The organism is Pontibacter populi (genome assembly GCF_040278685.1).
Classification (GTDB): Bacteria; Bacteroidota; Bacteroidia; order Cytophagales; family Hymenobacteraceae; genus Pontibacter; species Pontibacter populi.
Genome location: NZ_JBEOKT010000012.1, coordinates 89,133 through 113,309, shown reverse-complemented (window position 1 = coordinate 113,309; position 24,177 = coordinate 89,133). Strand labels below are relative to the sequence as shown.

Sequence of the window (24,177 nt, the reverse complement as noted above, 5' to 3'; positions counted from 1 at the left end):
AGTAAAAACCCTGGACCGTGTGGAGATCTTACGTGAGTTGCGCTTAGGAATAATTGATGTACTGATCGGGGTAAACCTGCTGCGTGAAGGACTTGATCTACCGGAAGTAAGTTTGGTAGCTATTCTGGATGCCGATAAAGAAGGCTTCCTGCGTGACCAGCGCTCGTTGATTCAGACGATGGGACGTGCTGCCCGTAACGAAAAAGGTAAGGTTATTATGTACGCCGACCGTATGACGGGCTCTATGCAGCGCGCTATAGATGAAACCAACCGCCGTCGTGCCACGCAGATGGCCTATAACGAAGAGCATGGAATTACCCCACGAACTATACTTAAGACCAGTGACGAAATTCGTGAGCAAACTTCGGTTGCTGATAATATTAAGCGCGAAGTAAAAATGTATGCCGGTCCGGAGGAAGTGTCTATTGCTGCTGAGCCTGTGATACAGATGATGAACAAGGAGCAGCTTGAAAAGCTTATCAAGAAAACAGAGAAGCAGATGGAAGGTGCAGCCAAAGACCTCGACTTTTTACAAGCGGCCAAATACAGAGATGAACTTTCTGAACTTAGGAATCTGCTCAAAACAAAACGAGACTGAGCTAAGTTAGAAAGTTTGTAAGTTAGAAGGTTAGAAAGTTAAAAAGCACCTGTAGTTTAAGCTATAGGTGCTTTTTTGTTTTGCCTTAGGCTAGTCATCCCCCTACCCCCTTCAAAGGGGGACACCCAGCAATGCGTAATTCAAAAGTATAGTTTTACGTTAGCAGATAAAGTCCCCTTTTGAAGGGGGTAGGGGGATGATTTACGATTGTAGATATTCTTACTGTGGTAAAAGTACCTGGTCGATCACGTGGATAACGCCGTTTGATGTTGGAATAGAGGCTACAATGTTGGCACCGTTTACGGTTACTTTACCATCTTTTACGCCCATGGTTACACGACCGCCATTTACCTGGCCAAGGCTCTGGCCATCTTCAAAGCTTTCGGCTTGCAGTACGCCTACATACACGTGGTATTGCAGGATATTGCGCAGATCGCTGCGTTTTTCTTCAGTTAACAAGCCTTCTACGGTACCGTCAGGCAATTTTTCGAAAGCCGCATTGGTAGGCGCAAATACGGTAAATGGACCCGCATTGGTAAGCACGTCAACAAGACCAGCTGTTTTAACGGCTGTTACCAGGGTGGTATGGTCCGGGGAAGAAGCAGCTACCTGTACTACGTTTTTCTGAGATTCATCGTCCTGCACTGCTGATTGTCCTGCCAGTGCTTCTGTTTCTGTTTCTGTTACTTCGGTCTGTGCCTCAGTTGTTGGTTGTTCTGATGAATTGCAAGATGCCAGCATAGCACCCATTGCTATTACCATGGCGAGTGTTACCTTTTTCATACTATAAATTTTACGTGTTAAAGACGATACAATATTAAGAGAGTAAAACCTCTTTTAATATGACAGAAATTAACAATAAAAGTGACTTTTATTACATTTTTAGTGATTAAGCTGGTAGGGCCACTTTAGAATAAGTATATTTAACAAATACCAAAACCTAAAAGGCCTTATAACTACTGAAAGTAATGACTAAGAACTTACTAACAGCAATTTGCAGTGCATTAATGATACTGATAAGCGGGCAAGTTTTTGCACAAACCAGTGCTAAGGCCGGAGAAATAGCACCAGAGATTCACATAACTGACTGGATCGAAAATGTTCCGGATGACAAAGACCTGCGTGGGAAATATATTGTGCTGGAGTTTTGGGCAACGTGGTGTGGTCCATGCATTGCAGCTGTACCGCATATGAATGAATTGCAGAAAGAATTCAATTCATCAGACCTATACTATCTTTCTATATCGGACGAGCCGGTTGAGAAGATAAAGAGAACCTTGAAACGCGTTGATTTTAAATCTATAGTTGTAACAGACCAAACCGGACAAACTCATAAAAACTATGGCGATAAGGTAGAAGGCCTGCAGGCAATACCGTTAACCGTGCTGATAGACAATAAAGGCTTCGTAAAATGGGTGGGCCTGCCTACGCAGCTTACACGAAAGGTAATGGCTGACTTTTTAGAAGATAAGAACGATGCCACGCGTACATCAACAGTTGAAAGGAAAAAGCTTAATAGCACTGAAAGCCCGAAAAAGGAGTTCTCTGATATTATGACGCTTTTACAAGACAAGAACACGCCATATTATTTTAATCTGCAGGAAAGTGAAGTAGCGAAAAAGTCTAAAATGGCTGTAGGAATGAAAGCTATAGATATGAAGGGCTATACACTGGAGGAAATATTCGAGCAGGTGCTAAGTATAAACAAACAAAACCTGAAAGTGCCTGATGCTTTAAAAGACAAGCGCTTTAACCTGATGTATAAAAACAGTAATGACGATGCCTTAAATAAGATTGAGTTGGAACAAAAGTTATTAATAGAATTGGGCCTGACGAAGAAAATTGAGGTTATACAAGTAAAAGGCTATGAGGTTTCGGTTAAAGACAGTTCCTTATTAGAGAAAACGATGGCTGAAAAAGGATTTACAGCTAAATCAGATGCAGATAATAAAACGCTTTTTACATCATACACTATTAAAAACACGCTGGACGAAATCTCAAAAGATATTGCAGTGCCCTTCCGGTTTTCAGGTGATGATAAAACGCAGTACGATTTCATTATCAACAATACTTCCGCAGCAGAAATCGTCTCAAGCCTGAAATCTTATGGGCTGGAGGCAACTGCCAAGAGCTTTAGGACAGAGCAAGTTGAGCTGAAAAGTGCAAAGTAAATGCGGATTAATAACTTCATAGTATAACTACAGAGGGCTACAGCAACAGTAGCCCTTTTTCGCGGAGTTCAAACCAGGTTGGCGAGGCCAGGAATTCATCAAATGTAAGGTGTGCGTCGGCGGGGAAACTTTCCTCCAGCTGTTTTAAACTGTATTCTTCGTTACTTTCCAGCGATACCTTTTGTATAGAATCAAAAAGCCATTGGCCTATAGTTGCGGTAGTCTTTACCTGGAAGTCTTCGCCTTTTTCGTAAAAGGTGAGTTCGCAGCGCTCTATTGTTTGCCCTTTTTTGGCAACCATAGTAAAGTCTATTTCGGGTATATTTCCTAACCATAGCACGCGGGCATTCATGCGGGTGCTGTCCGGGCGGTGTGGCTGCTCTATAGCGCTGCTGATGAGGCCCGGATTTATAGTGGTACGCGGAGTTTTAAAATCAAACCAGAACGATAAGGGCTCTTCTAAGGCAACACCATGCATATAGTTGTAAAGCGCTTTGGCTAAACCGGCGCTGAACAAACTATGGTCAGTACCTTTCGGGTCGTTGTGCCACAGGTCGTTGTTTGCAAAATCTCCTTCCGGCGGGCCAACTTTTACTACGCCATACTTTTCAGGGTTCTTACCGATCGGGCTGTGCGCCGTCATGCTGAAGCGGTGCCAGTAACCAGACTGAATCACATTGTTTATGAACAGTTGGCGCACTACTTCAAGCGAGTCTATCGTTTCCTGGGTAGTTTCGGTCGGGAAGCCATACATCAGGTAAGCGTGAACCATAATGCCGGCCTGCGTGAAGCTGTCGGTTACACGGGCAACTTGTGCAATCGTTACGCCTTTCTCCATAAGGGCCAGCAATCTATCCGAAGCAACTTCCAAGCCACCTGAAACGGCAATACAACCCGAAGCAGCCAGTAAACGGCACAGATCAGGCGTAAAGGTCTTCTCAAAACGGATATTTCCCCACCAGCTTATCTTCACCCCACGGCGCAGCAGTTCTATGGCCATATCGCGGAGTGGGGCAGGAGGCGCAGCTTCGTCTACAAAATGGAAACCGGTCTGTCCGGTCTGGGCAATTATCTGTTCAATTCTGTCCACTAATAAAGCAGCCGGAGCCACATCGTAACGGCGGATATAGTCTAAGGTAATGTCGCAGAAGGAGCAGCGTTTCCAGTAGCAGCCGTGCGCCACGGTAAGTTTGTTCCAGCGGCCATCGCTCCAGAGGCGGTGCATCGGGTTCACCACATCTATCACCGACAAATAATCTTTTATCGGCAGGCCGCTATAGTCTGGCGTACCTACTTCGGTGTGGGGTACGTCGGGGTCGGTGCAGTTATTAATGTAAGTTACCTTGCCATCCTGAAGCATAAAGGTGCGTTGCAGGTTGGCTGCTTCGCGTTTGCCCTGCAGGTACTCTATCAGCTTCAGCCACGGGCCTTCACCATCATCTAAGGTTACAAAATCTATGTATTTAAACAGGCGCGGCTCGCGCAGGCTTCGGAGCTCAGTATTCGGGTAGCCGCCGCCCATAGCCGTTTTTATAGTTAGGTAGTGCTTTTTGATATATTGCGCTAACCTAAGACCACCATACAAATTACCCGGAAACGGAATAGATAAACCAACTATAGTTGGCTGCACTTTCTGTAAATGCTCGTCCAGTATCTCCAGTAAAAACTGGTCTACCAGGTTCGGCTCCTGTTGCAGCTCTTCTTCCAGTGGATCAAACGAGGTAGCAGACATGGCCAGTTTTTCGGCGTAGCGGCTGAAAGCAAAGTAAGGGCAAACGGTTTCCTTTATCAGGTCGCCAAGATCTTCTAAGTATAGTGTGGCCAGGTAACGCGCGCGGTCGGTAATGCCCATGCTTCCGAAAGCCCACTCCAGGTCCTCTACCTGATCGAAACGTGAGGCTTCGGGTAAGTAACGGCTGAAACTGATCTGCTGGGCTATAGTCAGGTCTTTGTTCTGCAGAAAACGGATAACCGGCTCAATGGTGTTCAGGTACTCGCGCTTCAGCTTCAGAATCCTAAAACTGTTATCCGACAACTCATAATCGCCCACTTCAATAGCGGCAAATATCTTCTTCAGGCCATCTTTGGAAAACATGCGCAACACCAACTCAATGCCCAGGTCAGCCTGCGCTACGTTGTAGCCTTGCCCACGCAAAAAGCCCGTAATGTAAGCCGTAGCCGGGTAAGGCGTGTTAAGCTGGGTAAGCGGAGGGGTAATAAGCAGTATGGTTGGCGAAGTTTCCAAAGTGTAAATGTTAAAGTATAAGTCTGCACCGCAAAAGTACAGATTTTATGGCACAGTGCTTCTGCAACAGCTACAGGTTGCGGCAGGTTCAGTAGAGAGTAAGTAGTAAGTCTAAAGTTATTTGCCGGCAGCTTTGTTTACCGTGTAGTTAATGGCAGGCACAATGGCCAGCACCGTCACCGTGGTCAGGAAAAAGATAACGAAGAAGGAATTAAGCCAGCGACCAAAGAAATCGGAAGGAATGCCAAAGGTATACAGTTCCAGGGCAGACGCAAGCAATATACTGATGATCAGGATCACCAGGAGTTTGGTTTTAAGTTGAGTGGAAATGAGCGCCTTCTTCATGTGGTAGTAAAACTATAGCTGCAAAGGTACAACCGGCAACTATAGTTCGGCAACTTATGAGTGGCCTTTTTGTGCTTCTTCGTCTTCGCGCTGCTGGCTGCCGGTGTTTTTGTTATTGGTTTTGGCCTGTGGCGGGGCAGTTTGCTTTTTTACTTTCTGGATATCCGAAGAGTCGTCTTTGCTGGTTTCTTTGGTCGGGTCAGCTGGTTTGTTCGTTTTCATAGCTATAGTTTGTTTTATGTATAGGTAATACGGTTTTAAGATACTAATGGTGCCGTTTTAACTATAAACGGGCTGTGGTCGTAGAAAAGGTATGTTGAACTGAACTCAGAAACTATGAATAACAATCCATTTAAAGCAATAGCGTTGGCTGTCCTGTTTGGCGGAGGCGTGTTTTTAACCTCCTGCGACACCGGCCAGGAACCCGGTGAAGTGAATACCGAAGACAGCGACCATGTAGATGAAGGCTCTTTGAACGAAGGGTATACCTCCGATGAATATCCGGCTGACCAGGATACTGCCAACCTGGAAGAAAAATACTACGATGATGCCGAAGGTGCTGTACATGCCGGTGATGGCAAACGGGATGGCGCTGACCGTGAAGATGTGGATCAGGAAGAGTAATTTTCGGGTTAAGATATTTTTAAGGGAAGTGTAGGATTGTCCTGTACTTCCCTTTTTTTTGATGACCATAAATGGGAGTATGAAACGACCCTGCTCTCGGGAGAGCCAGAGTTGGGTCTTCAATACTGTTTATAACGATTCATATAAAAAACAAAAAGGCTGCTCCCATTACAGAAGCAGCCTCTTGCCAACCAACTTTCACTTAATTAAAGACAAAGCCATTCGGAGCGATGCCGGCTCTAAACTCTTTCAATTTCTGGCCATCGGCATTATAAATAAACACCGTCCCGTCTCCTGAGAAACCATTTTCATCAGAGCCATAAATATTGCCGGTTTCCGGGTCTACTTCCATGCCATAAAAGCTGCGGTCTATTACGACAGTTGGCGAACCGACAGTACCGGAAACAGGATAAGCCATAGTTTTGCCCTGGTAGTTGTAGTATAGTTTATCGCCGGTACCGTTTATGGCCAGGTTTTTCGGGACGCTCTGGTTACTGGGGAAAGTGATGGTTTGCACACCTTTTAGCGGATCTGTGAAACTGGACAGGGAACCGGCAGTGGTTTTCTCATAATCTATCGCCGACCAGTCAGCAGTATACACCACTTTGCCCGCGCCCAGCACCCAGATGGTACCGTTTTTATCCTGAACAAACTCAGATGGCCCATCTGGTACCTGCATTGTATTAACAACCACATCGGTAGTGGTGTTTATGACCGAAATGGTATTACCGCCGCTATTGGCAACGTATAGTTTGCCATCAGAAATAAGCAATTGCTCGGGCATAGCACCCACCGGAATAGACTTTATAATCTCGTTGGTTTTAAGGTTGATGACAGACACACGACCGTTTGAACCATAGTTTACCCATTCTGTAACATACCCTTTATCGCCGTTTAAGGCTGCAAAGTAGCGCGGTTGTTGCAGGTTTTCTACTACGGCTACGGTTTTAAACGTGAAGGCATTTACTACTTCAATTTTGTTGCTGTTATTGGCTACAATGTAAGCCAGGGTATCGTGCAGCACCATATCCTGCACCACATCGCCTAAGGCACGACCGGCATTGGCAGCACTGAAAATATTGTTCTGTACCTGGTAGCCTGCACTGTCGCTGAGGAAAGAGATAGAACCGTTAGGTGTCCCGAAGTTTCCTTCATTCAGAATAAAAACGCCTTTCTGGTCGTATGGACCTCTTACTTTGTCGTTTTCTATAATTGGAGCAACTTCTGTGTCTTTTTCGCAGCTACTAAACCCGAAAGCAGATGTAAATAATAGGGCAGCCATTGCAAAGCTGCGAAGCTTCATGAACTTTTTCATTTTATAGTTTTAAACACGTATAGTTAAGGAATGAGAAATCGTAAGCTGAAGGTGTAGCCCCGCAATGGCATTGCGTGGTAGGCCATGGTCTGGTACACTTCGTTGGTAATATTATCGGACCGCACAACAACTATAAGCCTACCTTGCCCTAATTGCATTTGTTTGCTGAGCGCGACATTTACCAGCATAAAGCTGTCTAAATGGCTGGTTTCGGAGTTGGTGGTGTAGCGCAGGCCGGTAAAGTTCAGGTCGGTGTGCAGTTGCCAGTTTTTATAGTTGATACCGGTGGCCAGCACGCCTTTGTGCCTTGGTACATACATCAGTTGCTTTCCTTTGTCGCCTTGCCCTTCGTACACGGCTACCTGCTCCGACGTGGTATAAGTATAGCCCGCCGAGCCTGTCAGTTTTATAGTTCCTATAGTTGCGTTCAGTCCCTGACTTAGCTCCAGACCCATGGCTCTAACTTTATGCAGGTTTACAGGCCGCCACAGGCCGGTAGCATTTGGAGTCCATTGTATCCAGTTATCTACCAGCATGTGGTAGGCGGTGGCTTCGGTTTCCAGTAACAGCGTATTGCCAACTATAAACAGGTGGCGCAGGCCGGCTTCTTCGCTCCAGCCTTGTTCGGGTTTAAGGTCGGGGTTGCCTGCGCCGGCCCAGAAACGGTCGTTAAGCGTTGGTACCCGGTAGCTGCCCGACACATTTCCTTTTAAAAATAGCTGGTGTTGTTCGTGCTGGTAGAATTTCCAGTTTAAGCCGAAAGATGGCGTAGGAGCGGGGTTATAGTCTTCTACAATAGCCTGGCGCAGGTTTAGACTCAGGTCTATGGTTTCGGTAGGGTCATAGCGGAAAAGAGCGAATACAGCTGCCCTGTTCTCTTGTTTGGTGCCGGCATAGCCATCATTTTCGGCTACAAAGTGTTGCAGATTTACACCGCCGCGTAAGCTCCAGTCAGCGCCTTTAGTATAGGTTTGCTCGGCCTGTAGCTGGTAGGTTTCCACATTGGCAACAGAGTTGAGGGAGTTATTGGTATAGTTCAGGTAATCTCTAAAGTAGGCCAGCTTTACATCGGTTTTGCCCCAGTTGCTTTCGTGCTCCAGTTTTGTCATCAGGCGCAGGTTTTGGTCGCGTTGCTCCGCGCCTCTTGCCGAGCCCATGGCCGGCTGCAGTTCCCGATCAGCGAAGGTATACCAACTATGCAGGCCTATTTTAGTGTTCTCAGCCAGTTGGTAAGTCAGGTCCTGGATAAAGCCATATTGCTCTTGGGCAGCGTGCTCTTCGGTTCGCTCCGGTTTACCAAACCGCGATAAATCCTTGTAAGTAAAATTGTTTTCTGCGTTGCGCAGGTAAGCCCCAAGACCCAGCTGTAGTTTGCCTGAACTATAGTTGATGTTGCCATTACTGAAATAGCGGCCAAAACTACTTGCTTCCTGTTTCACATCAAGCCCGAAACCTTTTCCTGTATAGTTGGGGGAACTCAAAAGAACAGCCCCACCAATTGCCCCGCTGCCATAGGTTGCCGCTGCAGAGCCGCTTTGCACCGAAATGTCACCAAACCCGCTGAGCGGCAACGTAGAGAAATCAGACAGCCCCAGGGTAGGTAAGCCAATATTCAGCCCGTTCCAGAGCACTGCCGTTTGAGATGCATTAGTGCCTCTGAACGAAACGCTGGAAAGCCCGCTTACGCCATAGCTTTTAAAATAAACCGGGGTGCGGGCCTGTAGGGCATCGGCTAAAGAACTGCTGTTATAGGTTTGCCTGTAGGCGCTGTCTATTGTTGTAACGCGGCTACCTGCTGCATATACTTCGGCGGGTTTGCCAAATACTTCTACGCTGCGCAACTGGTAGGCTGCGGTGTCTTGCTGCGCCGAAGCGGGCAGGACAACTATAGCCAATGCTATAAATACAAAGATACGGTTTGCCACCTTAAAATGCTTTTATCCCGAAGCATGCATGTGGGTAGAAAGTGGCAGTAGGAGCCCGGAAAGGCAGAAACTGTGTAGCTTTTTACCCGAAAGCATACGACAAATATTGTCCGGACTGGCAGGTCTCCTGGCTCTCTTCAGATCAGCCTGCCTTCCCATACGGTTTGTGTACAGTGGCTTTGGTGTTAGGCTAACCCCTTTAATGAAGAATACAGTTGCGGGAACAGCACAGGTATTGCACCTGTTTCCCTTTTAAGGCCGAAACTACAGATTATAGTTACAGCCACCAATCGGGTGTAAAAGTAATGAATAATTTATAATGATGAATGAATAATGAGTGATAATGAAAAATCATGAATGATTAATAAAGCTCTGCTAAGGATAGGTGTTTACTTCAATTGAATTCGCTCGTACCATTAGTCATTATTCATTAAATCATAAATCATTAAAAAGTGAAGCTCCCGAAAGAATTTTATACCCGGCCCAATGTAGTGCAGATAGCGCAGGAGTTGCTGGGCAAGCATATTTACACTTCTGTAGATGGCATGCTGACGGGCGGGATGATTGTAGAAACGGAAGCCTACTCGGGAGAGAATGACCGCGCCTGCCATGCCCACCTGAACCGCCGCACTGCCCGTACCGAAATTATGTACCACGAAGGTGGCGTGGCTTATGTATACCTGGTGTACGGCATCTATAACCTGTTCAATATTATCACAAATGTAGAAGGCAAAGCAGATGCAGTTTTAGTAAGAGCTATACAACCTGAGATCGGAACGGAAGAAATGCTGCTGCGCCGGAACATGCCAACTATAAAACCCAACCTTACTGCCGGGCCAGGTGTTATGAGCATCGCCCTTGGCATAAACCGCAAACACTACGGCGAAGACCTTACCGGCAACACCATCTGGCTGGAAGACAAAGGCATCACGATTCTTGATGAGAATATCATGACTGTTCCACGTGTGGGGATTGACTATGCCGGCGATGATGCCCTGCTACCCTGGCGTTTTTACATTAAAGGCAGTAAGTGGGTAAGTAAAAAATAACCTAATCTGAAACCGGAAAAGGTTTACGTTGCATAACGGCAAGCCTGTGGTAAAGCGCCTCTTTTAAAGTAGGGTGTATACCAGACAGCAGGTATACAGTAGTACCCACCTCTCGTGCATAAGGGTTATCAATACTGCCTATCTTTTTTACCTGCTGTACATACTGCTTTTCTGATTCCTGTAAGGGGGCTTCTCCATTCCCTTTTACAAGTATAATGTGCTGGAGTCTGTTCAGGTCCGGGAACCAGTAGATATAATCTGCATTAAAAGACACAGCTGATGGCAGGGCTTTTCGGCTATAGTAGTTAATTGCTCCGGCCTGGCCATAGTTATCGCAAAGTATAAGTGTCTGGTCTTTCTCGGAGTCAGGTATAAGTTGGTAAGCTGCTTTTGTGATGCCGGTCAATTCTTTCCAGCCCTGCATGTCGGCAAAATCCTGTGGCAAGAGGTGATCTTTGCCGTCTTCCCACTTCAGCAGGTTCAGGTCTTTAAACTTTTCGGCTTTTGCCTGTATCTGGTCGGGGCTTAGCACCGGGAACGCCACCGACATGATCGGGAAGAAGATAGCTATACTTGCTAACACCCACAACGGCATGGTGTAGAGCCGCCAGCCTCTGTTAAAAAGCTGCTCCCAATATACGCTGCCGAAAGCCAACAAAACCGGGTACAAGCCAATGGCGTAGTAGCTTTTTGCTTTAAGCACCAGAAATAAAAGCAATACCACCACATAACAAATACCAACAAACCGGTAAGCCCGGAAAGGTTTATACACTACAAAAGCCACTAGTGCCGCAATAAGCAGGAACACAGACCCTATAAAAAAAATGAACTGATCTTTCAGAAAATCAGAAGGCTTTACATTGTTCAGTTGCGTGGACTTTAACTCCTGCATGTGCGCTACTACCGGAAAGTTATGCTGCACCTGCCAGATAATGTTAGGAGAGGCAATGAGTAAGGTAATGAGTACTGCCTTGTACAAGGCAGGTTGTGCAAAAACTTTGCGGTACGGCGAAACCAATAGAGCTATTGCCAGCCCTGCTACCAAAAACAGGATAGTATATTTGTTCAGAAAGCCAAAGCCGATAACCACGCCTAGCCAGTAAAGCCACTTGTTTTGTTGTGTATGTATAAACCGGATAAAAAGGTAAAAGGCCAGTGTCCAGCAAAGTACATCGAAGGAGTTAGGCTGAAACAGCATATTGATCCGCAACATGGCCGAAAGCAGTATAGCCGTTGCCACCAGAATTTTCGCATAAAGCCCACCTTTCAGTTCATCAACTGTAAACCAGGCTACAACTATAGTTAAAGCCCCGAACAGTGCCGGGAAAACCCGCACCCAGAAATAACTATTACCCAACAGTTGTATGCCCCACGCCACACCAGCCGTAAATGGCGGCACCGACACATACCCTGCCGCTAAGTGGTTAGCCTGGTCAAGGTGCAGGAATTCGTCGCGGTGCAGGTCGTAACTGCCATCAACCAACGCATATTGCAATACAAACTTTAACAGCACAAAGCCGGCTAATAGCGCGGCATTGGTTATAGTTTGCGATCTGTGCTTTTGCATGGCTATAGTTTGTGGTTTATAGTCAAAAGTAAATATAAACTATAAATCAAAACTATAGGCACAAAAAAAGCAGCCAATACTATAGCTGCCCTTCTTATTCAACTTATACTTACTTATTGGTTGCTTTCACGTTTTTCTGAATCCTGCTCGTTATCGGTGCGGGCCTGCGGTGTCGGGTTATTTGAGCCAAACTTTCCAACAGCATCATTTTCTAAACTGTTAGAGATATCTTTTCGGCCGCTTCGATCTGTCTCTGTTCTACTACCTTGCCCGGCATCCTGCACTGGATTATTCTGGTTACCTGTTCTGGAGGCAGACTCACCGAAAGCGTTCGGGTTGTGAGTGCCCTGGTTAGTTATCTGCTGCGATTTCTGTCCACCTTGTTTTCCTGCTTTAAAAGAGTTTTCAGGGTTACTGGACGAACGGTTTTGCTGATTCTGATCTTTATTATTATTCTGGTTGTTTTTCATAGCTTTAAATAGGGTTAGTGATGTAAAATTGCGCGTCATTAAACTACAAGTGGCTTCAGGAAGACCCGAAGCCACTTAAAAGTTTGTTATCTATAGTTTGTTACTTATTGCCTGATTTGTTAGTGCTCGAAGTTGATGAGCTACTACTGTTTTTGTGGCTCTGGCTACCTGCTTTCGCATGGCCCTGTGGGTCGCCGTGCCAGCCGCGTCCTTGTCCGGAGGTGCTTGTTTTTGAGCTGTTGCCACTGTTTAGGTTAGATGTTCTGCCTGATGAAGTTGAGCTTCCAGAATTTGAAGTACCACCTTGCGAAGAAATAGAACCACGCATAGAGGTTGAATTCTGTGAAGATGAATTCATGTTGCGCGAATTAGCATTCGAACCTGAGTTGTTTTGAGCCTTATTGCTCGGGTTATTGCGTTTCATAGCTTTCATAGTTTAAGTAAAACATAGGCACCATTTCGATGCGCATGTTCTGTTTTACGATGTAAAAGCCAGTCAGTTAATGTTTTACTACTATATAGCAGAAGCGTGAAGTAGTAAATAAACTGTATTTCTTGCGCAATTGGTATATAGCGCTATACACGTATAACAAAAGGTGTATGTAGCTGATATGTAAGCAATTCAGCAGCTGAAAGCTATAGTTAACCGGCAAATATCAACTGTATAAATCAAGGATAAGCAGAAATTATTCGGCCATTATTTAAAGCAAAATTATTTTCCAGGCAGCAACTATATTTTCTCGCAGTAGAGCACGATTGGCTTTTGGTGCATGTCTGTAGTAAAGAACAAATACATGCTGCCGCCCTCTTTTATTCCTGTCTTTTTGCGAATGCTTGCCACCGTATCAGGGAAGTTCCTGATAGTAATGTTAGCCTGTTTGTTTGGTAAGCGGGCAAGCAGTTCTTTTTTGTTATAGCGGCTCGTATCCAGGCAACGGAAAGTACGCCCGGGGAAATCAGGAATTAATGTAGCAGAGGTGTAGAGGTGGCTGTTAGGGTGCAGTTTGTTCACAGAATACTGTTGTGTTATAGTTTTATAAGCGCCGGCTTTCAGAATAGCTGCATTCGGCTCATACACATAAACCAGCGGGTCGGAGTAAGGCGGAACTATAGTTTGCTCCTGCTCCATAGTAAAACTAAAGTTGCTGAGGCTGCCGTCCGCTTTAATGTTTATAGCCTCTCGTTCTATAGTTGCCGGTGGGTTTTGCTGCAGCATGTATAGAACTTCCTTACATTCATTTTGCACCGCTACCACCCAAATCTTAGCTATTTTCCCTAACTGCGACACGGCCAGCTCTATATCCAGCATCGGCGAAGCTTTCAGCAACACGTTGTCAGCTTTTTGCAGCAGTACAGGTAATAACCCTAATACATCCGGTTCGCAATCCTGCAGCAAATGTAGTTTCTCTGATCGGTCACCGCGGCGGGCAGGATCCAGGTAAATCACATCGGCGTGCCCGGTAAATCCTTCCAGAAACTCGGCAGCCGTGGTAGCTATAGTTTGTATGTTATCTGCACCAAGCAAATTAAAGTTATAGTTGGCTATCTCCGATAGTTCCTGGTTTTGTTCCACGTGTACCACCTGCTCAAAACTTCTGGCAAAAAAGTAGCTGTCGGCACCAAAGCCACCGGTAAGGTCTATCAGCAGTTTGCCCGATACCAGAGCTGCCTTAAAGGCAGCCGTAGCTTCCGACGAGCTCTGCTCTACAGATATATTTGCCGGAAAAAGAAGATCGGTGTTTTTAGCCCAGCCTGGTAATTTTGACATCGCTTTCTGGCGTGCCTTTATCTGCTGCACAAGCTCAGAAACAGCCAGATCAGGATAGCGTTTTGCCTGAAGCATCAGTAATGATGTGTCTTGCTGCAGGTGCTCCTTAATAAACACTTTCTCGTCTTCCTTATAAATGCGCATACTGTACCAGGCTATTGGGGCGTTATAATCAGGCTACGTAACAAAAGTAATGCATTATTTAGTATGCTATTGAGTGCTGAAACAGATGGCTAAAAATTTAGCAGCGGTATAAACAATTGAAATGCAGCGATGTTATATAGCCATTAACAGTAAAATTAATTATAAACTTAAACTATAATGCTATGAAAAAATGGATGCGCTTTATGGTGCTGGCAGTAATGCCAGCCGCAATGTTGGTTAGCTGCGACGAAGATGGCGATGACGTTATCCCGCCAGTACAGGAAGATGAAGCAAGGGTAATGGTTGTGCATGCCTCACCTGATGCCCCGGGTGTAGATTTATTAGTAGATGGTGAAAAAGTGAATACCGACGCGCTTAACTACCCTAATAATACAGGTTACCTGACTATACCAGCCGGAACGAGAGGCATAACTGTAAATGCTGCCGGTACATCTGATGCCGTAATTGACCGTGATATTGATTTCGACAAAGACAAGAGTTATACAATTTTTGCAACTGGTTCGCTTGGCAGCAACGATATCCAGCCACTTGTGCTCACCGATGATCTGACAGCGCCTACAACTGGAAACGCTAAAGTTCGGTTTGTACACCTTTCACCGGATGCCCCTGCCGTTGATGTAGCTGTAGCCGGCGACGGCGGAGCAGTATTGTTCGACGGACAGGAGTTCAGAGAAGCTTCTGCTTTTATAAGTGTGCCAGCCGGTACTTATGATCTAGAAGTTCGCCTGGATGCAGATAACTCAGTTGTACTGCCGTTAGATGGTATTGAGCTGCAGAGTGGTATGATCTATACTGTATTTGCGAGAGGTTTTGTAACGCTGCCGGAAGGCAATACAAATGCTTTAGGTGCACAGATAATTATGCATGACATGGAATAAGGTTTGAAAAAGTAATAAGTAAAAAAAGCAGCGTTTGCCCTTTGGCAGGCGCTGCTTTTTTTCTGTTATCAGCTGTTGCATAACTATTTGTTGAAGTTGCGTAACAAAATCCGTAAATTTGTGTTTTCTAATGAAAAACATATAAGATGGTTGATACATTCCTGAAGTACAAAGTAAAAGATATTTCGCTGGCTGCCTGGGGCCGCAAAGAAATTAAACTGGCTGAAGCTGAGATGCCTGGCCTGATGGCTATCCGTGAGGAGTATGGCCCAAGCAAGCCGCTTGCCGGAGCCCGCATTGCCGGTTGCCTTCACATGACGATCCAGACAGCCGTTCTGATCGAAACACTTGTAGAACTGGGTGCTGAAGTTACCTGGTCATCTTGTAACATTTTCTCTACACAGGACCACGCTGCTGCTGCTATTGCTGCTGCCGGTATCTCGGTTTATGCCTGGAAAGGGATGACTGCTGAAGAATTTGACTGGTGCATTGAGCAGACTTTATTCTTCGGTGAAGACCGCAAGCCATTGAACATGATCCTGGATGATGGTGGTGACTTAACTAACATGGTACTGGATGTATATCCGCAGCTGGCACCGGGTATTAAAGGCCTTTCTGAAGAAACAACTACCGGTGTTCACCGCCTGTACGAGCGCATGAAGAACGGTACACTGACCATGCCTGCCATTAACGTGAACGACTCAGTTACAAAATCTAAGTTCGATAACAAGTATGGCTGTAAAGAGTCTCTGGTAGATGCGATTCGTCGTGCTACTGACGTGATGATGGCTGGTAAAGTGGCTGTTGTTGCTGGTTACGGAGATGTAGGTAAAGGTTCTGCTGCTTCGCTGAGAGGTGCAGGTGCCCGTGTTATAGTTACCGAGATCGACCCGATCTGTGCGCTTCAGGCTGCTATGGATGGCTTCGCTGTTAAAAAGATGGTGGATGCTATTAAAGAAGCTGATATTGTAGTTACTGCTACGGGTAACAAAGACATTATTACAGAAGAGCATTTCCGTTCACTGAAAGATAAAGCTATCGTTTGTAACATCGGTCACTTCGACAACGAGATCGATATGGCATGGTTAAACGGTGCTTACGGTCATACAAAAGATGAGATAAAGCCGCAGGTTGACCTTTACAACATCGAAGGCAAAGACGTTATCGTACTGGCTGAAGGCCGCCTTGTAAACCTTGGTTGCGCTACTGGTCACCCATCGTTTGTAATGTCTAATTCATTCTCTAACCAGACACTGGCACAACTGGAGCTTTGGACAAATGCTGATGCGTATGAGAACAAAGTTTATACTTTGCCAAAGCAGCTGGATGAGAAAGTTGCCCGCCTGCACTTGAGCAAGATTGGTGTAGAGTTGGATGAACTTCGTCCGGATCAGGCTTCTTATATTGGCGTGGAAGTAGAAGGCCCATACAAGCCGGAATACTACAGATACTAAGTAAAGGCTTGTTCTTTAAACTATAAAAGGCCGGTGCAGCAATGCACCGGCCTTTGTTTTTGTAGGTAACTATAGTTAGTAGGTGTGTATCATAAAATATTAAACCTCGACATAAGCGTTTTTTTATAGGATTTGCCAATTGGTATTTCTCCCTTGCTGAACACAACAGCATTTTCTTCCAGGGCATCTACTTTATCCAGGTTGGCAATATAGGAACGGTGCACGCGTACAAAATTATGCGCAGGCAGCTTGCTCTCCATATCCTTCAGCGTCGAGCTGACCAGGTACTTCTGATCGGTAGTAACTATAAACGAGTAATTGTCATAGGCTTCTACCCAAAGAATGTCGCTGTACATTACCTTAATAATGCGGTGCTTTACCTTTACAAAAATGTAGTCCTGCGATGCCTCCTGCTCTTTTACTACCGGTGGCTCTGCATAGTCGTGCTTGCCGTGTCCGTTGCCATTGGGTTTATGGCCATGTTTGTACAACGCAATCTCTATAGTTGAGCGCAGGCTTTTTTCGTCGAAAGGTTTCACAAGGAACCCGTCCGGCTCCGTTTTTTTTGCCCTGTCTATAGTTGACTTGTCGGCGTAAGCGGTCAGGTAAATAAAGGGAATATTAAACTCCTCTCTAATACGCGAGCCAATGTCCACACCGTCAGCGTTTCCTTTCAGGTTAATATCCAGCAGTACAAGGTCAGGGTGGGTTTCCCGGATCATATCAATCGTATCTTCACCAGTATCTATGGCACACGTTTCGTACCCCAGATCTTTCAGGCATGCAGCAATATCTTCTGCAATAATGACCTCGTCTTCTGATATGAGAATTTTAGGTTTTGTCATAGCATTAGGTACTTACGTGAATTTTTAAATTATGATGGCAAAACAAAAAACAATATTGTTTTTGTGCCATTATTATGTTCAGATATAATTTTACCATCAAGCTTTTTGCTTAACGAGGATACCAGCTGCAAACCAAAGGATTGTTGTTGATCAGGTTCTTTAGACGAGCCAATGCCATTATCCCAAACAGTAAGCTGATAACGGTTGCTTTCCGGGTGCTGAAGTTCGATGCCGAGCTTGCCAGAGCCGGAACCAGGGAATGCATATTTTAACGAGTTCGATACAAGTTCGTTTACAATAAGCCCAAGTGTTATGGCCGAATCCAGGTCAACGTTGGTAGGAGGGATGTCCAGAGTCAGGGCCACTTTGTCTTCTGAAACGCCATAGGCAGCATAAAGGCTTTCACAGATCTCCCTGAAATAATTTTCCAGGTCAATGTGTTCCAGGTTATCGTGGCGGTAAAGGCGCTCGTGCAGCAATGCCATAGACCGTACCCGGCTTCGGATAGCCTGCATCACATCCAAAGCTTCGGGGTCCTTTACATGACGTGCCTGCAGGTTCAGTAAACTGATAACGATCTGTAGGTTATTCTTTACGCGGTGGTGCACTTCCTGTAACAGTAGCTCTTTTTCGCGGTGCTTTCGTTCCAGCATACGGGTTCGGTGCTTCACACGCATATCCAGAAGGGTATTCATCTTTAGCAGGCTTTGCTCGCGCAACCTGATCACGCTGATAATAGCACCGGTAACTACAAGCAGGAGCACACCTATAAACCACTCACGACGCCACACAGGGGGCACTACCGAAAATGTATAGATCAGCGGCTTCGCTGTCCAGTAGCCATCGTTGTTCTGTGCTTTTAGCTTAAAGGTATAAGTACCCGGTTTCAGGTTGGCATACGTGGCATAAGACTGGTCTGAGGTTTCGGACCATTGCTGGTCGTGGCCGGTAAGCATGTATTTATATTTGACCTCTGTTGGAGCCGAAAGGCAAATGCCATGATAATCGAAAGTAATATGGTTTTTACTATAAGGTAACCGAAGATTGACCGGCAGACCTGATGCATCTGTTTTAAAGCCCTGTTTCTCCCAATCCGTTTGGCGCATAAAAAGCTTAATGTCGGTTAGCATCAGCTCAGGACTGGCTTTGTTTATTCTGTCGAGTTCCGGTATGTACTGCGTTAAACCTCTGGCAGTGCCAAACCATATTTTGCCGTCAGGGGTCTGTGTAATTCCGTTATTTGAGACTTCAAATCCTCTGAAACCATTGTGTCCGCTATAGGTTCGGTACCGGAGTTTCTGTGTCTGATTGAAGTAAGCGAGATCGACCTTGAGTACATTGCTGTTGGTGCCGACCCAAAGGTTATTATCCCGGTCAGTATATATGGTTTTAATGCCCTCGTTTGGTAACCCGTTAACAGAAGTAAACAGTTTGGCTTTACCAGTTTTAGCATGGTAAGCCAGCAAGCCATAGTTGTAGCCGCCAAAATACAGCCATCCGTTCCTGTCTTCGGCTATAGATACAACCTCGCCAAATGCTTTGTTTTTTAGTGGATGGACCGGTTGCAACTGGTTATTCTTTATCAGGTAAATGCCATCTTTTGTGCCTGCCCATAAATTGTTCTGTTTGTCGCGGTAAAGATGATGCGTTTCACCTGCCTGTTTTCCGTTGGCCGTGGTTATAGTTGCAAAAATGCCGTTCTGCAGGTAAGCGATTCCGTTGGCCGTTGCAAACCATAATTTGTTATCCTTATCAGCAACTATAAAATAGACCACATCAGATGGCAAGCCTTGTGCCGTGGTAAAATGCTTCGCTTTATCAGGAGTAAGGTTCCAGACTCCCCGGCTGGTACTCACCCATACATCTTCCGCTGATCTTACCCACATGCTATAAAGTGCAGTTCCGGGAGGCCATACTTTTGCCTCCAACATGTTAAGCTTTCCATTCTGCATGTAAGCGGCATCACCGTTATCGGTTCCAAACCATATACGGCCTTTTGTGTCCTGGGCCAAGGCCGTAACATGCGGGTCTTTTATAGTTCCGAGCTCAAAAAAGTGCAGAAACCATTGCGAACGCGACTGTTGTAATCCAAAGCCGTCGGTCCCGATCCAGATATTATTTTCTTTATCAGCTAAAAGGGAGGTGATGTGGAGCGTGCTCAGCCCGTTTGCTTTGGTCAAATGTTTTGTTTCCGCGTCAGCTATAGTTACCAGGCCGTCGTGCTGCAATCCGATCAGCATAGTACCGTTGGCATTCTTCACGAAATCAGATACGGCGGGGTTTCTGACGGTGGCCGGAAGGGGAGGTATGGTGATCGTATTATTGTTGAAAAGAGCAGGGCCTTCTGTGGTACCGACCCAAACCTTGTCGGTTCCTGTTTCGGTGTAGATAGCTGTAATAGCATCAGAAGGTAGTTTGTGCTCGGTACTCGAATAATGGGAAAGGCTGCCTTGATTTAATTTGTAAAGCCCGCTCGACCGGCTTCCTGCCCAAATCGTGCCTTTGGCATCGCTGTAAATTACCTGATATGGCTGCTTTTTAAATTTAGGTGATCTGTTGAAACGATTTCCTGTTAGCGTAAATATTCCGGAATCTGTTGCTACCCATAGTTGACCTAGTTTGTCTTCGGTTAAACTGGTTACATTGTTGCTTTCTAATCCCGATCTTGTATTGTAGGTGGTAAATTTTGCGCCATCAAATTGTGTCAGGCCGTTATCTGAGCTTCCGATCCATATATGGTTCCGACTATCCTGTAAGAGGCAGGTGGTATTATTGCTGGCAAGACCCTGCTGTCTGGTATACGTATGGAAGGTGTTACCATCAAAACGGCTAACTCCTCCGCGGGTAGCAACCCAGATCCGCATGCGGTGGTCCTGCAGAATATCGTTTACTTTTGACTGTGGAAGGCCATCTGCCAGGGTCCAGTTACGGAAATTGTGCTGCTGTGCGAACACAACATTTCCGTAAACAATCAAAAGCCAAAGCAGACATAAGATGCGCATATACTATATCCCGGGTACTAGCACAGCACTATGGTTGTTAGCTATGCTGTAAACAATTAAACTTTTACAAGTGTGTTTTGTACTACGGAAATATTTTTAAAAAGTAGACACGAAAGAGAAGGTTTCTGAGAATTAGTGAATGCCTATTATATCCTTGTAAATGGCTAATGTATGTAAGGCAGTTTCCTCTTTAGTAAATTTAAGTACTTTTTGAGCTGCATTAGCAACAACGCTTTTGCGTAGGTTAGGGTCCTGAATCAATTGCAATGCTTTTTCAGCAAACACTGCAGGTTGTTTTACCGGAGCCAGCATGCCTGTAACGCCATCTTCTATCATTTCAGGTATACCGCCCGTATCAGATGCCACTACGGGCACGCGGCAGGCAAAAGCGTCGAGCACGGTGGTGCCCAAGCCTTCTTTTATAGTTGTAAAAATGAACATGTCCAGTTCAGGCATTACCTGGTGCACATCTTTTATAAAGCCGGTAAAGATTATATCATCTGCAAGGCCCAGGTCCTCAGCATATTTTTTTACTTCCTGCTCCAGTTTGCCAGTGCCTATGGCCAGGTAAGCCGCCTTTACACCCTGTTCTTTCAGTAGCTTGGCCGTATCCAGAAAGGTAAAGTAATCTTTGTGCACATCTATAGCAGATATGTTCCCGATCAGTAGTTTGTCTTCCGGTATGCTATAGGTGCGGCGCAGGTAATCAGTTTTAGTATTAGGCAGGTCTTTAAAGCGATCGAGGTTGATGCCACTATACACGGTAACACACTTGTTGCTATCTTCAATACTTCGTGCAAGCACCTCACGCACCCGCTCCGATATACAGATGATCCGCTTAATGCCTTTATAGTTGTATTTATAGTTCGATAAGAAGCTGCTGCCGATCTCAAACTCAACACGCCTGCTAAGTACCAGGTTGCAGTTGGCGCCTAACATATGCGCCAACACACCTATAGTATGCGCGTGGCTGGCCTGCATATGTACCAACTGTATCTGGTGCCGGTTAATATAGTTTTTAAGCTGCAGCGCTGTAGGTATCGGGAAAATTTTGGTAAAAGGCAGTGCAATGTGCGGGAAATCGTTTTGCTTACAGTAGTCCTCGAAAGCAGAGCCTTTACGGCAGCACACATGGCAGGTAATACCCAGTCGGCGCAATTCTTCCAGCAGGTAAGCTACCTGTTGCTCGCCGCCTCTCCATGATCTTTCTGAAACTAACTGCAGTATTTGCATGCCTTACCTGTTTATATTGCTGATAATTAAATTCTGGTGTGCAGCTGCTCTGGCAAATGTACTGCAAACAACTATAAAATTTTAAGCTTGTTAGTACCGCAGACACAGAATATCTGACCACGCCCCTCAAAACTATAACAAAATTGTATAGGCATATTTCCCGATTGCTGCGTATATGGCAGTTAAACACCTGTTTGCCATTTACGAGGCCCCGTATAGTGCAACCCTGAAGTGGCAAGACAGGTATGTAATTAAAATTCCTATATTTGCGTATAATACGCCATTAAGGGATTTTTCTTAAAGTATAAACTATACTTAAATGAGCGAGCAAACAGGTAAACAATTGAGTAAAGAGGAAAAAGATGCCAGATTCGAGGCCGAATTACTGCCCGTACTGGATCCTCTGTACAACTTTGCCTACAGGCTCACCTTGGATGAGGACGATGCCAATGACCTGGTGCAGGAAACATATTTAAAGGCATACCGCTTCTTTGACTACTTTGAACAAGGAACTAATGCTAAAGCATGGCTGTTCCGAATCCTGAAGAACTCCTTCATTAATGAGTTCAGGAAAAAGAGCAAGCAGCCCGCTAAGGTAGACTATAGCGAAGTAGAGGGGTACTATAACACCGAAGACGTTGAAGGTGATAATGGCGTAGCCACCACAACCGACATGCGTTCAGAAAGTGTACAGGACCTGATCGGAGATGAAGTAGCAAGCGCCCTGAATACCCTGCCTGTAGACTTCAGAACTGTGATAATATTATGTGACCTGGAAGGGTTTACCTACGAGGAAATGGCCAAAATACTGGACATTCCGATAGGTACTGTACGATCCAGGTTGCACCGCGCCCGAAACTCCTTGAAAGAGAAACTAGAAAAGTACGCTAAAACTATGGGTTATAACAGTTAGAAAAATACTTTAAGAGTTGAGTAAAGATGGAATCGAAATTTACGGAAATGTATCAGAAAGAACCTGCCGAGGAAAAGGATAGAGCGTGTGAGCAGGTAGCAGACATGCTGGACTCAGTGGTGGACGGAGAAGCGTCTGCAGATGAGCAGAAATTCTTTAACAGCCATATTGAAGAGTGCGTGGGCTGCTTTGAAAGCCATCAGAAACAAAAACTCCTAAAAGGTCTTATCAGTGGTCACCTTAAGCGTGTTATAGTGCCGGCCAGCCTGGCACAGACCATTAAAGCCAAAATACAGGAAACTATTTAAACACCCCTGATGCAAGGAAAGATCATTATCTTCTCGGCTCCCTCCGGTGCCGGTAAAACTACTATTGTAAAGCACCTGCTTAGCGTAAACCCGAATCTTAACTTCTCTATTTCTGCCTGCACCCGCGACAAGCGTGGCCGCACCGAGGTAAACGGTAAAGATTATTACTTTATCACTCCTGAAGACTTTAAGGAAAAGATAGCAAACGATGAGTTTGTAGAGTGGGAGGAAGTATACGAAGGTGCCTTTTATGGTACACTTAAATCAGAAATAGAGCGCATCTGGGCTAGTGGTAAACACGCCATACTGGATGTAGACGTAAAAGGAGGATTAAGTATAAAGCATTTTTACAAAGAAAGAGCACTTGCCGTTTTCGTAAAGCCGCCTTCCATAGAAGAGCTGGCAAACAGGCTGCAGGCCCGCAACACCGATTCAGTATCCAGCATCAGCAGCCGCGTTTTTAAAGCCAAGTTCGAGATGGGCTTTGAAGATCAGTTTGATGAAGTGATCGTGAACGATAATCTAGAGACTGCCTGCGCCAAAGCTGAAAAACTGGTGAACGATTTTCTTAAGTCAGAACCTGCTATTGTATGAAGGTAGGGCTCTTGTTTGGTTCCTTTAACCCGATCCATACCGGCCACCTGATACTTGCTAACTATATGGCCACCAACACCGACCTGGATACGGTGTGGCTAGTTGTGTCGCCGCAGAACCCGTTTAAGCCGAGCAACACCCTGCTGCACGAGTTTGACAGGCTGCACATGGTATCGTTGGCAATAGCGGATAATCCGAACCTTGGCGTGTCTAACATCGAGTTTAGTATGCCAAAGCCAAGTTATACTATAGATACGCTTACCTATTTGCAGGAAAAGTATCCGAGTTATGAGTTTGTACTGATAATGGGGGAGGACAACCTGGCGTTGTTTCCTAAGTGGAAGAACTACGAGCGCATTTTGGAATATCACCAGGTATATGTTTACCCGCGTTCCGGATCTGTGCTGGAGGAGGTAGCAACCTTCCCGAACATGAAGTTTGTAAAAGCGCCTATACTGGATATTTCAGCTACGTTTATCAGGCAGTGCATCCGGGAAGAGAAAAGTATAAAGTACATGGTGCCCGATGATATCATAGACTATATCAAAGTGCACAAACTATATCAATAGCTTTTCTGGCAAAATTCTATAGTTTAAGTTGTGAGTTCAGAATACAAAACTATAGATTGTCTCTGAACTATAGTCACTCTGATATATGCCCTAGCTCGCGTCCCGCGAGTGTAAGCTACAGATGGCACACGCCACGTTC

General features: G+C 45.5%; 23 protein-coding genes and 1 riboswitch. Of the genes, 10 read left to right on the top strand and 13 right to left on the bottom strand.

Annotated features, from left to right (window positions below):
• The coding region (locus ABS362_RS13860; RefSeq protein ID WP_350413092.1) for a helicase-related protein at window positions 1-598 on the top strand (598 nt) is incomplete at its 5' end.
• A gap of 219 nt (window positions 599-817) precedes the next feature.
• Here ABS362_RS13860 and ABS362_RS13855 read toward each other — a convergent pair.
• Window positions 818-1,381: a fasciclin domain-containing protein gene (locus tag ABS362_RS13855; RefSeq protein WP_350413091.1), complete on the bottom strand. Its 564-nt coding sequence runs from the start codon at window positions 1,379-1,381 to the stop codon at window positions 818-820.
• A gap of 185 nt (window positions 1,382-1,566) precedes the next feature.
• Here ABS362_RS13855 and ABS362_RS13850 point away from each other — a divergent pair, with 185 nt between their 5' ends.
• Window positions 1,567-2,769 (top strand): TlpA family protein disulfide reductase, encoded by a 1,203-nt coding sequence (locus ABS362_RS13850; protein ID WP_350413090.1) that lies wholly within the window; start codon window positions 1,567-1,569, stop codon window positions 2,767-2,769.
• Between the two features lie 37 nt (window positions 2,770-2,806).
• On the opposite strand, the gene ABS362_RS13845 is transcribed toward ABS362_RS13850, so the two are convergent.
• The 3 genes from ABS362_RS13845 to ABS362_RS13835 form a co-directional block, all read right to left on the bottom strand.
• Window positions 2,807-5,014 carry a B12-binding domain-containing radical SAM protein gene (locus ABS362_RS13845; RefSeq protein ID WP_350413089.1) on the bottom strand — a complete coding sequence of 736 codons (2,208 nt, stop codon included), beginning with the start codon at window positions 5,012-5,014 and terminating at the stop codon, window positions 2,807-2,809.
• 117 nt (window positions 5,015-5,131) lie between these two features.
• A complete protein-coding gene (locus ABS362_RS13840) occupies window positions 5,132-5,359 on the bottom strand; it encodes a DUF2798 domain-containing protein (protein WP_350413088.1) in 228 nt (75 codons plus the stop codon).
• A 54-nt stretch (window positions 5,360-5,413) separates the two neighbouring features.
• Window positions 5,414-5,581, bottom strand: coding sequence for a hypothetical protein (locus ABS362_RS13835; RefSeq protein ID WP_350413087.1), 168 nt, complete (start codon window positions 5,579-5,581; stop codon window positions 5,414-5,416).
• A 114-nt stretch (window positions 5,582-5,695) separates the two neighbouring features.
• Here ABS362_RS13835 and ABS362_RS13830 point away from each other — a divergent pair, with 114 nt between their 5' ends.
• A complete protein-coding gene (locus tag ABS362_RS13830) occupies window positions 5,696-5,983 on the top strand; it encodes a hypothetical protein (protein WP_350413086.1) in 288 nt (95 codons plus the stop codon).
• Window positions 5,984-6,185: 202 nt separating this feature from the next.
• Here the strand turns inward: ABS362_RS13830 and ABS362_RS13825 are convergent, their stop codons facing one another.
• Window positions 6,186-7,298, bottom strand: a complete 1,113-nt coding sequence (locus tag ABS362_RS13825; protein ID WP_350413085.1) for a DUF5074 domain-containing protein — start codon at window positions 7,296-7,298, stop codon at window positions 6,186-6,188.
• Between the two features lie 23 nt (window positions 7,299-7,321).
• Window positions 7,322-9,223, bottom strand: coding sequence for a TonB-dependent receptor plug domain-containing protein (locus ABS362_RS13820; protein ID WP_350413084.1), 1,902 nt, complete (start codon window positions 9,221-9,223; stop codon window positions 7,322-7,324).
• Between the two features lie 100 nt (window positions 9,224-9,323).
• Window positions 9,324-9,529, bottom strand: a riboswitch (cobalamin riboswitch).
• A gap of 146 nt (window positions 9,530-9,675) precedes the next feature.
• On the opposite strand from ABS362_RS13820, the gene ABS362_RS13815 reads away from it, so the two are divergent.
• A complete protein-coding gene (locus tag ABS362_RS13815) occupies window positions 9,676-10,272 on the top strand; it encodes a DNA-3-methyladenine glycosylase (RefSeq protein WP_350413083.1) in 597 nt (198 codons plus the stop codon).
• Window position 10,273: 1 nt separating this feature from the next.
• Here ABS362_RS13815 and ABS362_RS13810 read toward each other — a convergent pair whose 3' ends face one another.
• The 4 genes from ABS362_RS13810 to ABS362_RS13795 form a co-directional block, all read right to left on the bottom strand.
• Entirely contained in the window at window positions 10,274-11,839 is a 1,566-nt protein-coding gene (locus ABS362_RS13810; protein ID WP_350413082.1) for a glycosyltransferase family 39 protein, read from the bottom strand.
• 113 nt (window positions 11,840-11,952) lie between these two features.
• Window positions 11,953-12,309, bottom strand: a complete 357-nt coding sequence (locus ABS362_RS13805) for a hypothetical protein (protein WP_350413081.1) — start codon at window positions 12,307-12,309, stop codon at window positions 11,953-11,955.
• A 100-nt stretch (window positions 12,310-12,409) separates the two neighbouring features.
• The gene (locus ABS362_RS13800) at window positions 12,410-12,742 is read right to left on the bottom strand and encodes a hypothetical protein (RefSeq protein ID WP_350413080.1); all 333 of its coding nucleotides are present in this window, start codon (window positions 12,740-12,742) and stop codon (window positions 12,410-12,412) included.
• Window positions 12,743-13,039: 297 nt separating this feature from the next.
• Window positions 13,040-14,221, bottom strand: a complete 1,182-nt coding sequence (locus tag ABS362_RS13795) for a THUMP-like domain-containing protein (RefSeq protein ID WP_350413079.1) — start codon at window positions 14,219-14,221, stop codon at window positions 13,040-13,042.
• Window positions 14,222-14,403: 182 nt separating this feature from the next.
• Between ABS362_RS13795 and ABS362_RS13790 the strand changes: the two genes are divergently transcribed.
• Both ABS362_RS13790 and ahcY read left to right on the top strand, forming a co-directional pair.
• On the top strand, window positions 14,404-15,120 hold the full coding sequence (locus tag ABS362_RS13790) for a DUF4397 domain-containing protein (RefSeq protein WP_350413078.1): 717 nt from the start codon (window positions 14,404-14,406) through the stop codon (window positions 15,118-15,120).
• A 146-nt stretch (window positions 15,121-15,266) separates the two neighbouring features.
• Entirely contained in the window at window positions 15,267-16,574 is a 1,308-nt protein-coding gene (gene ahcY, locus ABS362_RS13785) for an adenosylhomocysteinase (protein ID WP_350413077.1), read from the top strand.
• Between the two features lie 89 nt (window positions 16,575-16,663).
• Here the strand turns inward: ahcY and ABS362_RS13780 are convergent, their stop codons facing one another.
• The 3 genes from ABS362_RS13780 to ABS362_RS13770 form a co-directional block, all read right to left on the bottom strand.
• The gene (locus ABS362_RS13780; RefSeq protein ID WP_350413076.1) at window positions 16,664-17,419 is read right to left on the bottom strand and encodes a LytR/AlgR family response regulator transcription factor; all 756 of its coding nucleotides are present in this window, start codon (window positions 17,417-17,419) and stop codon (window positions 16,664-16,666) included.
• A gap of 29 nt (window positions 17,420-17,448) precedes the next feature.
• The gene (locus ABS362_RS13775) at window positions 17,449-20,421 is read right to left on the bottom strand and encodes a ligand-binding sensor domain-containing protein (protein ID WP_350413075.1); all 2,973 of its coding nucleotides are present in this window, start codon (window positions 20,419-20,421) and stop codon (window positions 17,449-17,451) included.
• A gap of 132 nt (window positions 20,422-20,553) precedes the next feature.
• Window positions 20,554-21,654, bottom strand: coding sequence for a glycosyltransferase family 4 protein (locus ABS362_RS13770; protein ID WP_350413074.1), 1,101 nt, complete (start codon window positions 21,652-21,654; stop codon window positions 20,554-20,556).
• Between the two features lie 319 nt (window positions 21,655-21,973).
• Between ABS362_RS13770 and ABS362_RS13765 the strand changes: the two genes are divergently transcribed.
• Genes ABS362_RS13765 through nadD form a run of 4 tightly spaced genes read left to right on the top strand, consistent with a single transcriptional unit; the run spans window position 21,974 to window position 24,038 of the window.
• On the top strand, window positions 21,974-22,567 hold the full coding sequence (locus ABS362_RS13765) for a sigma-70 family RNA polymerase sigma factor (RefSeq protein WP_162346186.1): 594 nt from the start codon (window positions 21,974-21,976) through the stop codon (window positions 22,565-22,567).
• A 26-nt stretch (window positions 22,568-22,593) separates the two neighbouring features.
• On the top strand, window positions 22,594-22,875 hold the full coding sequence (locus ABS362_RS13760; protein ID WP_350413073.1) for an anti-sigma factor family protein: 282 nt from the start codon (window positions 22,594-22,596) through the stop codon (window positions 22,873-22,875).
• A 9-nt stretch (window positions 22,876-22,884) separates the two neighbouring features.
• On the top strand, window positions 22,885-23,469 hold the full coding sequence (gene gmk, locus ABS362_RS13755) for a guanylate kinase (protein ID WP_350413072.1): 585 nt from the start codon (window positions 22,885-22,887) through the stop codon (window positions 23,467-23,469).
• Complete coding sequence (gene nadD, locus ABS362_RS13750) at window positions 23,466-24,038, top strand: nicotinate (nicotinamide) nucleotide adenylyltransferase (protein ID WP_350413071.1); 573 nt, start codon at window positions 23,466-23,468, stop codon at window positions 24,036-24,038. The genes gmk and nadD overlap by 4 nt, the downstream gene beginning before the upstream one ends.
• Window positions 24,039-24,177 lie beyond the last annotated feature (139 nt).

What these genes read in the sequence shown, in the direction of transcription:
- ABS362_RS13855 (WP_350413091.1), bottom strand. Translation starts at nt 1,381, where the DNA reads ATGAAAAAGGTAACACTCGCCATGGTAATAGCAATGGGTGCTATGCTG.
- ABS362_RS13850 (WP_350413090.1), top strand. Translation starts at nt 1,567, where the DNA reads ATGACTAAGAACTTACTAACAGCAATTTGCAGTGCATTAATGATACTG.
- ABS362_RS13840 (WP_350413088.1), bottom strand. Translation starts at nt 5,359, where the DNA reads ATGAAGAAGGCGCTCATTTCCACTCAACTTAAAACCAAACTCCTGGTG.
- ABS362_RS13835 (WP_350413087.1), bottom strand. Translation starts at nt 5,581, where the DNA reads ATGAAAACGAACAAACCAGCTGACCCGACCAAAGAAACCAGCAAAGAC.
- ABS362_RS13830 (WP_350413086.1), top strand. Translation starts at nt 5,696, where the DNA reads ATGAATAACAATCCATTTAAAGCAATAGCGTTGGCTGTCCTGTTTGGC.
- ABS362_RS13825 (WP_350413085.1), bottom strand. Translation starts at nt 7,298, where the DNA reads ATGAAAAAGTTCATGAAGCTTCGCAGCTTTGCAATGGCTGCCCTATTA.
- ABS362_RS13810 (WP_350413082.1), bottom strand. Translation starts at nt 11,839, where the DNA reads ATGCAAAAGCACAGATCGCAAACTATAACCAATGCCGCGCTATTAGCC.
- ABS362_RS13805 (WP_350413081.1), bottom strand. Translation starts at nt 12,309, where the DNA reads ATGAAAAACAACCAGAATAATAATAAAGATCAGAATCAGCAAAACCGT.
- ABS362_RS13800 (WP_350413080.1), bottom strand. Translation starts at nt 12,742, where the DNA reads ATGAAAGCTATGAAACGCAATAACCCGAGCAATAAGGCTCAAAACAAC.
- ABS362_RS13795 (WP_350413079.1), bottom strand. Translation starts at nt 14,221, where the DNA reads ATGCGCATTTATAAGGAAGACGAGAAAGTGTTTATTAAGGAGCACCTG.
- ABS362_RS13790 (WP_350413078.1), top strand. Translation starts at nt 14,404, where the DNA reads ATGAAAAAATGGATGCGCTTTATGGTGCTGGCAGTAATGCCAGCCGCA.
- ahcY (WP_350413077.1), top strand. Translation starts at nt 15,267, where the DNA reads ATGGTTGATACATTCCTGAAGTACAAAGTAAAAGATATTTCGCTGGCT.
- ABS362_RS13780 (WP_350413076.1), bottom strand. Translation starts at nt 17,419, where the DNA reads ATGACAAAACCTAAAATTCTCATATCAGAAGACGAGGTCATTATTGCA.
- ABS362_RS13775 (WP_350413075.1), bottom strand. Translation starts at nt 20,421, where the DNA reads ATGCGCATCTTATGTCTGCTTTGGCTTTTGATTGTTTACGGAAATGTT.
- ABS362_RS13770 (WP_350413074.1), bottom strand. Translation starts at nt 21,654, where the DNA reads ATGCAAATACTGCAGTTAGTTTCAGAAAGATCATGGAGAGGCGGCGAG.
- ABS362_RS13765 (WP_162346186.1), top strand. Translation starts at nt 21,974, where the DNA reads ATGAGCGAGCAAACAGGTAAACAATTGAGTAAAGAGGAAAAAGATGCC.
- ABS362_RS13760 (WP_350413073.1), top strand. Translation starts at nt 22,594, where the DNA reads ATGGAATCGAAATTTACGGAAATGTATCAGAAAGAACCTGCCGAGGAA.
- gmk (WP_350413072.1), top strand. Translation starts at nt 22,885, where the DNA reads ATGCAAGGAAAGATCATTATCTTCTCGGCTCCCTCCGGTGCCGGTAAA.
- nadD (WP_350413071.1), top strand. Translation starts at nt 23,466, where the DNA reads ATGAAGGTAGGGCTCTTGTTTGGTTCCTTTAACCCGATCCATACCGGC.